Source organism: Acetobacter papayae JCM 25143 (genome assembly GCF_000613285.1).
GTDB classification, from domain to species: domain Bacteria; phylum Pseudomonadota; class Alphaproteobacteria; order Acetobacterales; family Acetobacteraceae; genus Acetobacter; species Acetobacter papayae.
Window position 1 is genome coordinate 17,989 of the sequence record NZ_BAIN01000006.1, and the last position, 13,820, is coordinate 31,808.

10 protein-coding genes, 1 tRNA gene, 4 pseudogenes and 1 riboswitch are annotated in these 13,820 nt (G+C 57.7%); of the genes and pseudogenes, 6 read left to right on the forward strand and 9 right to left on the reverse strand.

The window, feature by feature from the left end; translation table 11 throughout:
* Window positions 1-39: 39 nt before the first annotated feature.
* The 7 genes and pseudogenes from JCM25143_RS16270 to JCM25143_RS02850 all read right to left on the reverse strand — a co-directional run bounded on the left by JCM25143_RS16270 (window position 40) and on the right by JCM25143_RS02850 (window position 5,136).
* A pseudogene (locus JCM25143_RS16270) lies at window positions 40-1,214 on the reverse strand (MFS transporter).
* Between the two features lie 28 nt (window positions 1,215-1,242).
* Window positions 1,243-2,451 (reverse strand): NTP/NDP exchange transporter, encoded by a 1,209-nt coding sequence (locus tag JCM25143_RS02825; protein WP_025859956.1) that lies wholly within the window; start codon window positions 2,449-2,451, stop codon window positions 1,243-1,245.
* A 77-nt stretch (window positions 2,452-2,528) separates the two neighbouring features.
* The gene (locus JCM25143_RS02830; protein ID WP_025859957.1) at window positions 2,529-3,167 is read right to left on the reverse strand and encodes an NADPH-dependent F420 reductase; all 639 of its coding nucleotides are present in this window, start codon (window positions 3,165-3,167) and stop codon (window positions 2,529-2,531) included.
* Between the two features lie 139 nt (window positions 3,168-3,306).
* Window positions 3,307-3,738 carry a cupin domain-containing protein gene (locus tag JCM25143_RS02835; protein WP_148299988.1) on the reverse strand — a complete coding sequence of 144 codons (432 nt, stop codon included), beginning with the start codon at window positions 3,736-3,738 and terminating at the stop codon, window positions 3,307-3,309.
* A gap of 72 nt (window positions 3,739-3,810) precedes the next feature.
* Window positions 3,811-4,272: a hypothetical protein gene (locus JCM25143_RS02840; RefSeq protein WP_025859959.1), complete on the reverse strand. Its 462-nt coding sequence runs from the start codon at window positions 4,270-4,272 to the stop codon at window positions 3,811-3,813.
* 266 nt (window positions 4,273-4,538) lie between these two features.
* On the reverse strand, window positions 4,539-4,796 hold the full coding sequence (locus JCM25143_RS02845) for a hypothetical protein (protein WP_234394899.1): 258 nt from the start codon (window positions 4,794-4,796) through the stop codon (window positions 4,539-4,541).
* A 265-nt stretch (window positions 4,797-5,061) separates the two neighbouring features.
* A tRNA-Val gene (locus tag JCM25143_RS02850) sits at window positions 5,062-5,136 on the reverse strand.
* A gap of 241 nt (window positions 5,137-5,377) precedes the next feature.
* Between JCM25143_RS02850 and cbiB the strand changes: the two genes are divergently transcribed.
* Window positions 5,378-6,316, forward strand: coding sequence for an adenosylcobinamide-phosphate synthase CbiB (gene cbiB / locus JCM25143_RS16275; protein ID WP_234394900.1), 939 nt, complete (start codon window positions 5,378-5,380; stop codon window positions 6,314-6,316).
* Between the two features lie 9 nt (window positions 6,317-6,325).
* On the opposite strand, the pseudogene JCM25143_RS16280 reads toward cbiB, so the two are convergent.
* Together JCM25143_RS16280 and cobO are read right to left on the reverse strand one after the other, a co-directional pair.
* Window positions 6,326-7,776, reverse strand: a pseudogene (locus JCM25143_RS16280) (cobyric acid synthase).
* 12 nt (window positions 7,777-7,788) lie between these two features.
* Window positions 7,789-8,436, reverse strand: coding sequence for a cob(I)yrinic acid a,c-diamide adenosyltransferase (gene cobO, locus JCM25143_RS02865; protein ID WP_025859961.1), 648 nt, complete (start codon window positions 8,434-8,436; stop codon window positions 7,789-7,791).
* A 63-nt stretch (window positions 8,437-8,499) separates the two neighbouring features.
* Window positions 8,500-8,731: riboswitch (cobalamin riboswitch) on the forward strand.
* A 107-nt stretch (window positions 8,732-8,838) separates the two neighbouring features.
* Between cobO and JCM25143_RS25505 the strand changes: the two are divergent.
* The 5 genes and pseudogenes from JCM25143_RS25505 to JCM25143_RS22635 all read left to right on the forward strand — a co-directional run.
* Window positions 8,839-9,114: pseudogene (locus tag JCM25143_RS25505) on the forward strand (DUF1636 family protein); the annotation flags it as partial.
* A 127-nt stretch (window positions 9,115-9,241) separates the two neighbouring features.
* Window positions 9,242-10,299, forward strand: a pseudogene (cobW, locus tag JCM25143_RS16285) (cobalamin biosynthesis protein CobW).
* 22 nt (window positions 10,300-10,321) lie between these two features.
* The gene (locus tag JCM25143_RS23255) at window positions 10,322-12,301 is read left to right on the forward strand and encodes a cobaltochelatase subunit CobN (RefSeq protein WP_234394901.1); all 1,980 of its coding nucleotides are present in this window, start codon (window positions 10,322-10,324) and stop codon (window positions 12,299-12,301) included.
* Window positions 12,268-13,560 carry a cobaltochelatase subunit CobN gene (locus JCM25143_RS23260; RefSeq protein ID WP_234394902.1) on the forward strand — a complete coding sequence of 431 codons (1,293 nt, stop codon included), beginning with the start codon at window positions 12,268-12,270 and terminating at the stop codon, window positions 13,558-13,560. Before JCM25143_RS23255 ends, JCM25143_RS23260 begins: the two co-directional genes overlap by 34 nt.
* Window positions 13,560-13,814 (forward strand): hypothetical protein, encoded by a 255-nt coding sequence (locus tag JCM25143_RS22635; protein ID WP_199897813.1) that lies wholly within the window; start codon window positions 13,560-13,562, stop codon window positions 13,812-13,814. Before JCM25143_RS23260 ends, JCM25143_RS22635 begins: the two co-directional genes overlap by 1 nt.
* The last annotated feature ends 6 nt before the right edge of the window (window positions 13,815-13,820 follow it).

A 13,820-nucleotide genomic window follows, 5' to 3' on the forward strand; every position in this document is an offset into this window, starting at 1 on the left:
CCGTATGACTGAACAGGCAGCACCGTTCAGGCGGGTTCCTTACTCAGCTTGCGGGGACAGCGTACCTGTACGGGATAAAAGAACCAGCAGAACGCCCAGCAGGCTGATAGCCAGCCCTGCGATAGACACCATGGAATACCCGAAGCCAAGCGAAAGCACGGCGCCACCCAGAGCCGCTCCTAATGCATTGCCGAGGTTGAACGCACCTATATTAACGGATGAGGCAAGGCCCGGTGCAGCATGAGCAGCCTGCATGGTGCGCATCTGCAAGGCGGGCATGATGGAAAAACTGGCAATACCCCAGAGCAGCACGCCAACCAGAGCCCCGGCGGGTGTCGTGGCAGCAAAGGGAAAGAGCAGCATGATCAGGCCGAGGAGCGGGAAACAGATCAGCAGCGTTCCGGCCGTGGAGCGATCTGCCGCCCGCCCACCAATGGCATTGCCGATGCTGAAGCCAACACCAATGAGCATCAAGCAATTGTCGTCAGGGTTGGGCTTGCTTTGGTAATATGTTCAAGCATCGGTACGATATACGTATACAGCTCAAACATGGCGCCCGCACCGATAACCGTCACACCCAGCGCCATCAGTGCGTTGGGCCTCAGAATGGCTTTGAGTTCTGCCGCTGCATCCGGTCTTGGTCCGGCTTCGGCTAGCGGCAGGGCAAAGGACAGGGCGGCAACGGCAACAAGACCCAGCAGGGAAATACAGGCAAAAGCGCTACGCCAGCCCAGTGTGTCGCCCAGCCATGTTGCTGCGGGCACACCAAAGATATTAGCGACAGTTAGGCCCATGAACATGCTGGCCACCGCACTGGCCCGGCGGTTGGCCGCTACAAGGCTGGCTGCTTCCACTGCCCCCAGACCAAAGAAGGCTCCATGGGCCAGACTGGTTAAAATCCGGGTCAGCAGTAGTTGCTGGTAACTGCTGCTGGCCGCGGATGTCAGATTGCCGATCGTGTAAAGGATCATCAGGCCGATCAGCGCGTATTTGCGCGGATAGCGCGCCAGAAACAGCGTAATGACGGGCGCTCCCCCCATCACCCCAAAAGCGTAGGCGCTAATCAGGCTGCCTGCCTTGGGAACGCTGACATGCACGCCATCGGCCAGCACGGGCAGCAAGCCCATGGGCGTAAATTCCGTTACCCCGATGGCAAATGCACCACAGGCCAGAGACAATAAGGCGAAACCGGATGAATACTCTGCTCTCGACAAAAGACACTACTTTCCATGTTCAGGTGAATCAGGCGCGTTCAGGAGCTTCATTTTTATGCTGTGCGAGCAGATAGCCACAGCCTGCCCATATGAGAGCCAGAAACGCGCCTGCAAAAGAAATATAAAGCGGACTATGTGCCAGCAGCATCAGGGTTGAACTAACCCAGCCGCTGATGGCATCTCCTGCCCTGTATACCACCGTATCCAAAAAATTCTTGGCGCGATACTTCACAGCAACCGGCATGCGTGTGAACAGCATCTCCCGGCCGGGGCGGATAAAGGCATATTCCCCTACCCGCCGAATTCCCATGACCACAGCAACCACACCAAAAGTCGGGCATGCAGCCAGAACCAGAAACCCTGCTACAATCAAGAGCGGAACGACGGTCAAAAGGCCTAGCAACCCAAACCGGCGTGCAAAAGAGCCGGTTATAAAAAGCTGGCAGATGAGCGAGAGCGCCTGAACGATTCCGTCTATCACCGAAAAAACACGGATCTGAGCACTGCGCGTGGGGAAATTTTCCGCAACCAGGCGCGCCTGTTCAAAATAAAGAAAAGTGGAGGCGGTGGTCAGCAGCATAACAAACCCTGCAAGACACAGCAGGTAAGGTGAGCCGATGACCAGCGTAAACCCTGAGAAAGGATTCCCCGAAACCGGCTGTTGACGGGATTCCTGTTCCGCGGCGGTATCGCGTGTAAGGCGCCACCACATCAGGCGGGATTTGGCAAATGCCGCACAGCCCAGCATCAGCGCGGATGCAACGAGCAGGCCAGACACCGACAGGATATTAACCATCAGCGCGCCAAAAACCGGCCCGGCTATGCCTCCAGCGCTGGCGCCACCTGCAATAAATCCGAAGAGACGGCGCGCCTGCGCCAGATCAAACACATCTGCCATCAGGCTCCATGATACGGAGACTACAAACAGGTTGAAAACGGATAGCCAGACAAAAAAGACACGCGCAAGCCATGGGCTGCTTGGCCAGAAAAACAGGCCGAGCGCGAAAGACAGCATATTGAGGGCGAAAAAACCGTAAATCCAGTCGACAAAACGCGTTCGTGGAACATGGGCGTTCAGCCAGCCATGAATAGGAACCGCGACCAGCATGGTGATGAACGTCGCGCTGAATAGCCATTGGAGATGATGGACACCACTGGCAATGCCCATGGCGTCACGCACGGGCCGCAGGATTGCATAGCTGGTGAAAAGAAAGAAAAAGAGCCCAAAACCCCACAATGTTGCACAAAATTCATCCGCGCGAGCATGAGTCGCCTGCTGTGCAACATGACGGATTTTTTTGAAAACGTGCCTGTTCAGAGTTCATGACCCCGAACAGGCACGCTGCCAGTGGCTTTGATCAGCTCGGATGCAACATCCCCGGCAGCGTTGTCCGTGTAGCTGTAGAGAATCTGGGTATTGCCGCCACCCCCATTGGCCAGACTGCTGGCATTGACGGAATTAAACGCCCGTACAAAATGTGTCTGCGGAAAAAGATGGGCGGAGTAGCGGGCTACACCTTCAGCATGGGCTTCGTTTGCGAGCGCGCCATCGCGGAAGGCATAGGCATTATCTGCATCGATCAGAATTTTTCCAGACAGTGCGGCTCCGTATTGTGCGGCAATTTCTGGCTCGGCTTTGTAAGGTACGGCAAGCACGATCACATTTGCGAAGGCAATGGCTTGTGCCACGCTGCCTGCATGGGCATTTGGCCCCGCTTCCGCCAGAGTTATCTGTAACTGGTCAGGATGGCGGGAAGAAAACATGACCGGATAACCAGCTCGCGCCCAAAGCCGCCCGAGTGTGCCGCCAACCTGCCCTGCTCCGATAATACCGATATGGCGCGGGGTGGTCGGGTCATCCGCCGCCATGGCCGTGCGTATACTTATACCCGTTGTTACGGCAACAGCGCCCAGAACAAGAGCACGGCGAGACAGTTGAAAGCGTGGCTGCATAGGTGATTTCTCCTGTTTCAGTCCTTTCTGGCAAGGTTTGTGCCTTTGCCGAGGGGGCTGCCCCGCGCAGTCCATGAGCAATTCAGGGCTCTGCCTTGCTGGACTGCTGCGGGCTCAAAGTCGGGTGCAATCCGGGGGATTAATGCTGATGTCTGGGGTCATCTCTGGGGTTGAGATAGGTCATTTCAAACGGGCCAACTCCCGAAACCTGCAAAATAACCGGGTGATCGCCTGCTTTGAGAGCATGCGCCATATTGACAGGGAGATGTACGAAGCCACCAGACGCCATATGATGTGTGGTCGCGTTTGTCATGCTGGTGCCTGTATAGTGATCAAGCCCGCCAGATATGACTGTCAGCATTTCATCAAGATTATGGGTGTGCAGGGGAATAAAGCTGTGTGGCGGCATCATCACCCGAAGGGTGAATGGCTCGTGCTTGGCAAGATCGCCATATAAGTAGGCTATCTTGATTCCAGAGGGGAAAATGGCCGGGGCTGGTTGCCATACAACCGCCCCGGCATCCGCAATGATTTTCTCTCCCTGATGTCCTTCAGCAAAGGCCTGATTCATCAGAGGGGTGGCCCACAGAATGGCCGACAGAAGAAAATAAAAGCGTTTCATATTAACCTTAACTTAACGTTATTACCAGCCGTAAGGCCCCATGCCTGGGTTCCAGTTACCCCATGCAGGATCCCAGCCGACCCATCCTGGTCCCATGCCCCAATCACCCCAGTTCCATGCGGCATCGTCATAATCAATAGCCGTTTCCTGCTGCTCGTTCGCCAATGTTTTTTGCTGGCGGTACTGCTGGTAAGCACTAAAGGCTTTCTGATCACCTACATACAGGCAATCACAAACGGTGGGATCGGCATAGACATAGAATACCTTACCGTCATGAATACGGCGTACAAACCGATGAGCAGGCAGCTTGTTCAGCATTGTCTGCCTTTGTGATGTATCCGCCAGATGGAAGGCAAAACCTGCCGCAGCCAGATGGTCTTCCTTGCTTTCAATACGCTGCGCGCTGGTTGCGCAGCTACTCAGCAGCAACAGCCCGGCACATACAGCACCAGAAATCGATTTTGCATGAATTTTAAAAGGCATGGCACTTCCTCTACGTATTCGTGTCGGTAGGAATGCTCATTAGCAATAAAATATAGACTACTTTCAATAGCGTATTTCCATAAAATATCTTTATGTGCCTAATTATACAAAATGCACATAAAATTTATATTTAATTATAGTTTATGGTTTATAGTCCCGAATAAAGTTAACGAGATATTGATTTGTTGTGGAATTTCATGGGTCATGAGTTTTTGATATCAACTATATTTCTCATATACAAATCATCACGAGCGCATGAAAAAATTTCAAAAATCGTAAGGGGTTATTTGTTCCATAATAATTTTATTATCGTAATATTTTTTCTTTATCCGGTTTTGCCGGAGGGATATATCTGAGCACGCCTTATTCATTTCCTTGGAGAGTATGATTTTTCTTTCACGCGGAAGGCTTTCATCCCATTCCCCGGAAAGATACTGGCAAATCTCGGCATCGTGTAAAAAGCGTTTAACATCTTGCGGAAGATTTTCTTTGTTTTGTGCATGGGCGCTATAGGAGGTGGCCATGCACATTGTCATCATTAAAGTAGTGACAAGAAAATACTTACAAATGTCCACCAAGTTCATGGGCTATACCCTCAGTCATTCTATAGACGGATATAGAGTTTGTGCATTTTGTTGGTAATTTGGACAAGCACATAAAACTGCGGGGTGGGCAGCCACATCCATTGGCCAAACGAAGCTTGGAGTGTTTTCCTCAATCTCAGTGAGATTGGATGATGTTTTCTTTATGGGAGTTTTTCTGTAACCCGCAGAAAACTGGGGCAAACCGTGGTGGGTGCGACAGGGATTGAACCTGTGACCCCCGCCGTGTGAAGGCGATGCTCTACCGCTGAGCTACGCACCCCGGTTTGTGGGGCTGTTCTTAGCCTGAGCGTTGCTGACTGGCAAGAGGGATAATTGTGGAATGTGAATTTTTTCTTTTATTTCTGTCCCATGGCCCCAATCCGCTTGCTGTGGGCTGTGCTTTCTCCCTGGACTGGCTCTGTCTTTCTGGGCTTCTTCTTCCTTTCCCTGTCCGAACGCGGCATTAGAACACATTAAGTGCCCGAAAGTGGCATGCCCTGTGGCGGATAGCGGGTGGGAACGTGCTGGATAGTTTTGCTTTTCATGCAGGGCAGATGGTGGTGGCATTGCTGCTTGATGCCCTGCTGGGTTGGCCCGCGCTGGTTTTTGCTCGCATTGGGCATCCGGTAAGCTGGATCGGGCATGTGGTGTCAGGGTTAGACCGGAACTGGAACCGTGACGTGCTCTCTCCTGTATTGCGCAGGCTTGCTGGTGTGGGAGTCGTGCTGGTTGTTACCGGTCTTGCCGGGGGCGTTGGTCTGGGTTTGTGCTTCTTGCTGCCTCATAACGGCCTAGGGGTTCTGATTGGAGGGGGGCTGGCATGGCCTCTTCTAGCCGTGCGTTCGCTTTATGCGCATGTTCTGGCGGTTGTTCAGCCTTTGAGTGCGGGAGATATGCCCGGTGCGCGCAAGGCTGTGTCCATGATTGTGGGGCGAGACCCGAATGTGCTGGACAGTGCGGGCATTGCCCGCGCTGCGGCGGAAAGTCTGGCTGAAAATACGTCCGACGGCGTGGTGGCACCGTTATTCTGGGGTATGCTGCTCGGTTTGCCCGGCCTTTATGCCTACAAAGCCATCAACACCATGGATTCCATGATTGCCAACCGCACGCCTCGCTACAGGTTGTTCGGGTGGGCCGCGGCGCGGGTGGATGATGTGGTGAATATTGTGCCGGCGCGGTTGTCTGGCGTTTTATACGCGCTCGCAAGTGCCGCTCCATTACGGGCATTTAGGGTTATGCTGCGTGATGCCCGGCGGCATCGTTCCCCCAATGCAGGTTGGCCAGAAGCCGCCATGGCTGGCGGGTTAGGTATTCGCCTCTCTGGGCCGCGTCTGTATGCGGAAGGCCCCAGCCGCGACCCATGGCTGAATGATGGAGCTCCTGACCCCACACCAACTGATCTGGCTGCCGGCTGGTTCTTTACCGGCGGGTTGTGCTGCTGGCGACGTTGTTTCTGCTGATACTGTTTTTTACCGGCAGCCCGCTATACGGAGCAGGCCGGTAACATCGACATGGCGCTCAATATGTGCGGCTAGCGCATCGAGTGTTTGTTCCATTTTTTCCGAGTAGCGCAATGTGGAAGGCTGTCCGCCTAGCCCTGCGATAAAAGCGGTGCGGAAGCGATCATCCGTAAACAGACCGTGGAGATAGGTGCCGCAGATGAGCCCATCCGCCGACTGAGCGCCCTCCGCCCTGCCCTGCACGGCAGCAAACGGGCGAAGCCGGTCTGGTCCCTCCGTCGTGCCGAGGTGAATTTCATAACCGCATACCGGTTGACCGCTGGCAGCGTGAACGGCCTCTACCCGTCTAACATGTTTTTCCGCCAGCATGGTGGTTTCGACATTGAGTAGGCCCAGACCGGGCATATTGCCAGCAGGCCCTTCCAGCCCAAGGGGGTCGCTTACACTATTACCCAGAATCTGGTAACCGCCGCAGATACCCAAAACATGCCCGCCCCGTCGCACATGGGCAGAAATATCGATATCCCAACCCTGGCTGCGTATAAACTCCAGATCAAGGCGGGTATTTTTCGTGCCGGGCAGAATAATCAGGTCACAATCTCCCGCGATTGCCTGCCCCGGCGCTATCATGGTCAGGTCAATGCTGGGTTCCTGTGCCAGAGGGTCCAGATCATCAAAATTGGCAATGCGTGAGAGCATGGGCACGGCCACTTTTATCCGCCCGCCAGAAGAGGTTCTGCGCAGATCGAGCGCGTCTTCCGCCGGAAGGGTGCTAGCGGCCGCAAACCATGGCAGAACGCCAAAACCCGGCCAGCCGGTTTTTTGACGGATCAGGCATAACCGTCATCAAACAGGCTTGGGTCACCACGAAATTTATTGACGATAAAGCCTTTTACCATGGCAGCGTCAGTTTCAGGCAGAACAGCCTGTGTGCCTATGATCTGGGCAATAACACCGCCTCGGTCGATATCCCCTACAAGAATGACCGGCACATTCGCCGCACAGGCAAACCCCATATTGGCAATATCATTCTGCCGCAGGTTGACCTCGGCCGGGCTTCCAGCTCCTTCAACCAGTACCAGATCATAGGCTTCATGTAGGCGATGAAAGCTTTCCAGAACGGCTGGCATGAGTGCGGGTTTGAGTAAGGCGTAGTCGCGCGCCTGAACGGTGGCACGCACCTGCCCCTGTACCACAACCTGACTACCCCGGTCGGATTCAGGCTTGAGTAGCACGGGGTTCATGTCCGTATGGGGTTCAAGCCCGCAGGCCAGTGCCTGAAGGGCCTGCGCGCGGCCTATTTCGCCCCCATTGGCAGTAACGGCAGCATTGTTGGACATATTCTGGGGTTTGAAAGGGGCAACACGCAGCCCCCTCCGCAGAGCGGCACGCGCCAGGCCGGCAACGAACAGAGATTTTCCCACATTCGAACCGGTGCCCTGAATCATCAGTGCGGGCATGGGTAGGCGTCCTTAAAACTCGACGCCGGGCTGCGCCTTGATCCCGGCGCGGAACGGATGCTTGAGCAGGGTCATTTCGGTAACCAGATCGGCCAGTTCAATGAGTTCCGGCTTTGCGTTGCGGCCTGTCAGCACGACATGGGTCAAAGGCGGCTTTTCTTCACGCAGGAAGGCCAGCACGTCTTCAATGGGCAGGTAGTCATACCGTAGGGCAATATTGATCTCGTCCAGCAAAACCATACGGATTTCTGGGTTGCGGATCAGTTCCTTGGCTTTTTCCCAACCACGGCGGGCTGCGGCGATATCGCGCGCCTTGTCCTGAGTTTCCCATGTGAACCCCTCGCCCATGGCGTAAAACTGGCAGAGTCCACCAAAATGCGTCTCGATCAGCCGCCGTTCGCCAGTATCCCATCCGCCCTTGATAAACTGCACGACAGCGCAGGGCATTTCATGGGCGATACAGCGCAGGATCATGCCAAAACCGGATGAGGATTTGCCTTTGCCCGCCCCGGTATGGACGATCACGAGGCCTTTCTCCCCTTCCTTTGTGGCCATCATCCGATCCCGTGCGGCTTTGATGCGCGCCATTTTCTGTGCGTGCTGGGCGGCATCATCCGTGGTGGTGGGTTCGTTTTGAGGCTGGGTAGAAGATGTTGGCATGAGTACGGAAGCTTCCGGTCCTGTCTGAGAATAGGCTCCAGCTTGACAGATGCGGCCTGCTAGCTCAATCCACTCAGGCTGGTTCCTGTGCCTGCCACCATGGCGGACATGGGCGAAGAGGGAATGCAGAAGAAAGCGGGCCTGCCCGCTTTCCATAACGCAGCCGCCCCCGCGACCGTCAGCAGATCAGGTTTCCCCCGGAGCCACTGAGCGCAGGTTCGGGAAGGCGGGGAGGCCATGGGTGTTCGCGCCCGGATCTGTCAGCCGGGAGACCTGCCAGCACGGATTGAACGGACAGCCGGGGTGCGCTGTGGCCGGATATTCAGCCCTGTGCGCATGTCATGCGGGCTGGGTCTTGCCATACCCACGCCCTGTCCCATGACAGACAAGGGCGCAGCACAGATGGCCGCAGAAACACCCTCCGCTCAGACAATCCTTTATGTCTGTTCAACCTGCCGGGCTGGCGTGGCCCCAATAGAGGGGCAGCCTGTAGCGGGTGCCCGCCTGCTCGCTGCCCTGCAGGTCGCTCAGGAGGCTTCTTCGGTCGACGCCGAAGATAGGCCCCGTCCGGTTATTCGTGCGGTAGAATGTCTTTCTGCCTGCTCACGGGGCTGTGCCATAGCCCTCGCCCGACCCGGTTCATGGACCTATATCTATGGCAATCTGAGCGAGGCCGATGTGGCGGATATTCTGCTGGGCGCTCAGGGCTACATAGCCAGTGCCGATGGCATTCCACCGTGCGTGAACGCCCTGTTATTTTCCGCAAGCAATGCGTTGCCCGTATTCCTCCACAGGAGATTGCACCATGAACACTCTTGCCAAAATTCCCGTTACGGTTGTCACTGGCTTTCTGGGGGCCGGAAAAACCACCCTTATCCGCCATCTGCTGCAAAACCCCGGCGGGCGCAGGCTGGCCGTGCTGGTGAACGAATTCGGCACGGTGGGTGTGGACGGCGAAATCCTGCGGGCCTGTGCGGATGAAAACTGCCCCGAAAGCGCGATTGTGGAACTGGCCAATGGCTGTATCTGCTGCACTGTTGCAGATGATTTCATCCCTACGGTTGAACAGCTCATGGCCCTGCCTCAGAAGCCTGACCATATCCTGATTGAAACCTCGGGTCTGGCGCTACCCAAGCCGTTGCTCAAGGCATTTGACTGGCCCTCCATCCGCTCGCGCATTACTGTCGATGGCGTGATTGCTTTGGCTGATGCGGAAGCGGTGGCAGCCGGGCGTTTTGCCCCCGACCCTGCCGCAGTGGACGCCCAGCGTGCGCAGGATGACAGTCTGGACCACGAAACCCCTCTGGCCGAAGTGTTTGAAGACCAGATTGCCTGCGCTGACCTCGTGCTGCTGACCAAGGCCGACCTTGTGATGAGGCAACGCTGGAAGCCGCGCGTGCGGTTATTCTGGCCGAAGCGCCACGCCCCCTGCCCGTTCTGCCCGTCCGTGATGGTGCGATTGACCCCACCGTTATTCTGGGCCTGAACGCAGCGGCGGAAGATGATCTGGCCGCCCGTCCCTCGCATCATGATGGTGAAGATGAACACGAACATGAGGATTTCGACAGCACGGTCGTAACCCTGCCCGAGATTGATGACCCCGAAGCACTGGCTCAGGCTATTATCCGCCTTGCACGCGAGCAGGATATTCTGCGCGTCAAGGGGTATGTTGCGGTTCGGGGCAAGCCCATGCGGCTGCTGGTTCAGGCTGTAGGGGCCAGAGTGCGCCACCAGTTTGATCAGCCATGGGGGAGTCGCCCGCGTGAGGGGCGCCTTGTGGTTATTGCCGAGCATGACCATCTGAACCTGCAGGCCGTGCAGGCTGTTCTGCTCGGCGCAACCGCGCAGATACAGGCGGGCTGAAGCACAGGCGGGGCTAAGGGTAATGCATGTTATCTTCCGAGAAAACCGTGGCCTTGACGGGCTGGAGAATGCCACGGATCTCGGCCAGAGCCCTGCCCCGCTTGTTGTCCTGTCCTTTTCAGACAGTGACCTGAGTGCCTTTGCGGCAGGATGGCAGGTTGGACAGAGCTCCCTGCCCGCGCTGCGCCTTGCCAACCTTGCCGCCCTTAAACATCCCCTGAGTGTCGATACCTATATCGAGCGTACTCTCGCCAACAGCAGGGCGGTGCTGGTGCGGCTGATTGGCGGCGCGGGATACTGGCGCTACGGGCTGGAACAGCTCAACGCTCTGGCCCGCTCTACCGGTATGGCGCTGGCTGTGATCCCTGCTGATGGCAGGGCTGACCCAACACTGGATGAGTTTTCGACCGTTCCTGCCGAAAGCCTGCGTAATCTTGCCCGGCTGTGCGACACAGGTGGGGCAGAGGCAGCCCATGCCGCACTCTGCCTACTGGCGCAAACCGCAGGCCTGCCCGCACCGCCTGTGGCCCCAGTGCCTACTATACCGGATTATGGCTGGTACCAGTCCGGTATGGGCGTTATGCCTGCTCCACCAGAGGGAGACCGCCCGCTTGCGGTTGTCGTGTTCTATCGTGCGTATCTGACCAGCGCTGACACGGCCCCCATTGATGCGCTGATAGAGGCCCTGCAAGCGCGTGGGTTTCGTGTCGCGGGTCTGTTTGCCCCCTCTCTCAAGGGAGCCGCAGCCCCATGGCTGCGTGCGGCACTTATGCAGGCCAGCCCGGCTGTTATTGTCAACGCCACTGCTTTTTCCGGGCAGGATGCAGGGGGCTCTTCTCCACTGGATACGCCGGGTTGCCCGGTTTTTCAGATCGCTCTTGCCACCAACAGCCAGCAGGACTGGCAGGACGCCGAGCGTGGGCTTTCCCCAGCAGATCTGGCCATGCACGTTGTTCTGCCTGAAGTGGACGGGCGGATCATGGCTGGTGTTGCCAGCTTCAAGGCGTTGGAAACACCGGACGAGGCGCTCCAGTTCGCCCGCGCCATACATCAGCCTGTTCCTGACCGGATCGCGGCCATTGCGGACAAGGTGGCAGCTTGGCACAGGCTGGCCGTAACGCCTGCCCACCAGCGCGCCGTGGCGTTCGTGCTTTCCACCTACCCGGGCCGAACAGACCAGATGGCCCATGCCGTGGGGCTGGATGCCCTTGCCTCAACCGAGGCCATGCTGGAAACGCTGGCGGCGGAAGGCTACACACTTGCACAGGCGGGCGAGCCTCTGGCCACAGCCCTGTCAAGGCAGGAAGCCACATGGCCAGTCTCTGCATACAAGGCAGCACTTAAACGCTTGCCGGCTCTCCTGCGGGAGCAGCTTGTGCAGGTCTGGGGTGAGCCGGAGCAGGACCCTGCCGTGCGCGATGGCATGTTTCACTTCGCGCTCACGCGCAGGGGCCGCATGTTGTTGGCCCTTCAGCCCGAACGCGGTCGTCATGCCGAGCGCGATGCGGATTATCACGACACCGCCCGTGTGCCCTGCCATGCGTATGTGGCGTTTTATCTCTGGCTGCATGAGCAGGGCCTGCATGCTCTGGTGCATGTTGGCGCGCATGGCACGTTGGAGTGGTTGCCGGGCAAGGCTGTTGCCCTGTCGCAAACCTGCTGGCCGGAAGTGCTCTGCGGGGCCATGCCTGTCATTTATCCGTTTATCGTCAACGATCCCGGCGAGGCCGCACAGGCCCGGCGGCGGATCGGGGCTCTTACCCTCGGGCATCTGCCTCCCGCCATGGTGCAGGCCAATGTGCCAGAAAGTCTGCTGCATCTTGAACGGTTGCTGGACGAATACGCCACGGCCGATGGTCTGGACCCGGCCCGCCGCAACCGCCTTATTCCCCTTATCCGGGCAGAAGCCCGTGCTACCGGCGTGGAGGCTGATCTGGGGTTGGATACTGCGGCAAGCCCGGCAGAAGCATGGTGCGGATCGACCGCTTTGTTTGCGACCTGAAAGAAAGCCAGTTTGGTGATGGCCTGCATGTTTACGGACAGGGTGAAGGCGAAAACCACGGCCTTGTGCGCGCACTGGCGGGCTTGCGGGTTGAGGGCGGGCCATCAGGCTCGCCCGCACGGGGGCGGACGGATGTTCTACCCACAGGGCGCAACCTGTATGCTGTGGACCCCCGCGCCGTGCCCAGCCGCGCGGCGCATGCGCAGGGGGTAAAACTGGCGGAGGAACTGCTCCGCCGTCATTTGCAGGACCATGGAGACTGGCCAAAGGGGCTGGTTATCGATCTGTGGGGTTCCGCTACCATGCGCACGGCGGGGGAAGAATTCTCCATGGCGCTGCATCTTGCCGGGCTTGCCCCCATGTGGGAGCCGGGTTCGGAACGGGTATCGGGGTTTGAAATCCTGCCGCCCGTGCTGCTGGAGCGGCCCCGGATTGATGTCACACTGCGCGTGTCGGGCCTTTTCAGGGATGTTTTTCCCGATCTGGCGCGGTTGTTCGATGCCGCAACCCGCGCGCTGGCCGAGCGTACGGGCGAGGATATGCTCGATAATCCTTACCGTAAGAGCGCGCCTCGTATTTTTGGTCCGCGCCCCGGCACCTATGGTCTGGCCATGGAGGACCCGGCAGAACGGTTTGATGAGCAGAGCCGACAGGCTGCGGGTGAAGCGTGGCTGAAAGCCTCTGAATGGAGCATGGACGCCACAGGCGCCATAAAGCGTGACCGCGCAGCGTTGGAAGAGCGGCTGCGGACGGCTGATACCTTCACCCATATTCAGGACCTGCCCGAAATGGATCTGTTGCTGGCCCGAGATTATGCTGCTCATGAGGGTGGGTTTTCGGCGGCCATGGCGGCTCTGGGGCATGCTCAGCCTGCACTGTATCACCTTGATACAACCCGTGCCGGAGCACCACAGGCCCGTATTCTGGGCGAGGAACTGGCCCGCATTGTGCGCGTACGGGCGACCAGCCCGGTCTGGGCGGCGGGTATGATGCGCCACGGTTTTCGTGGGGCAGCAGAAATAGCGGCTACACTGGACAATCTGGCAGCCTTCGCCCACCTGACGCGGCAGGTGCCAGCACATCTGTTCGACCTGTATTTTGAAGCAACACTGGGGCGGGACGATGTGTCCGCTTTCATGGAGCGGGAAAACCCTATGGCTTTGGAGGCGCTGCGCACGCGTTTTCAGGCGCTAGCCACCGCTGGGCTGTGGCGGAGCCGTAGTAACTCCATTATTGCCAGACTGGATGCTCCCGGCTGATGTCAGGTTCACCCGCCCCCCTTATCAAAGGATGGTGCCCCGGTGCTCTTCGCCCCATGCTGTCCGGAGACGGGCTGGTGGTACGGGTGCGCCCACATGGTGGCTGCCTGTCGCGCGTGCAGCTTGGTGGACTGGGGGAACTGGCGCAGGCTTATGGGAATGGGCTGGTTGATTTTTCGGCCCGCGCCAACCTGCAACTGCGGGGCATAAAGCCGGAGGGGCATGCCGCCGTTCTGGAGGGCTTAACGCCCTAAACCTGC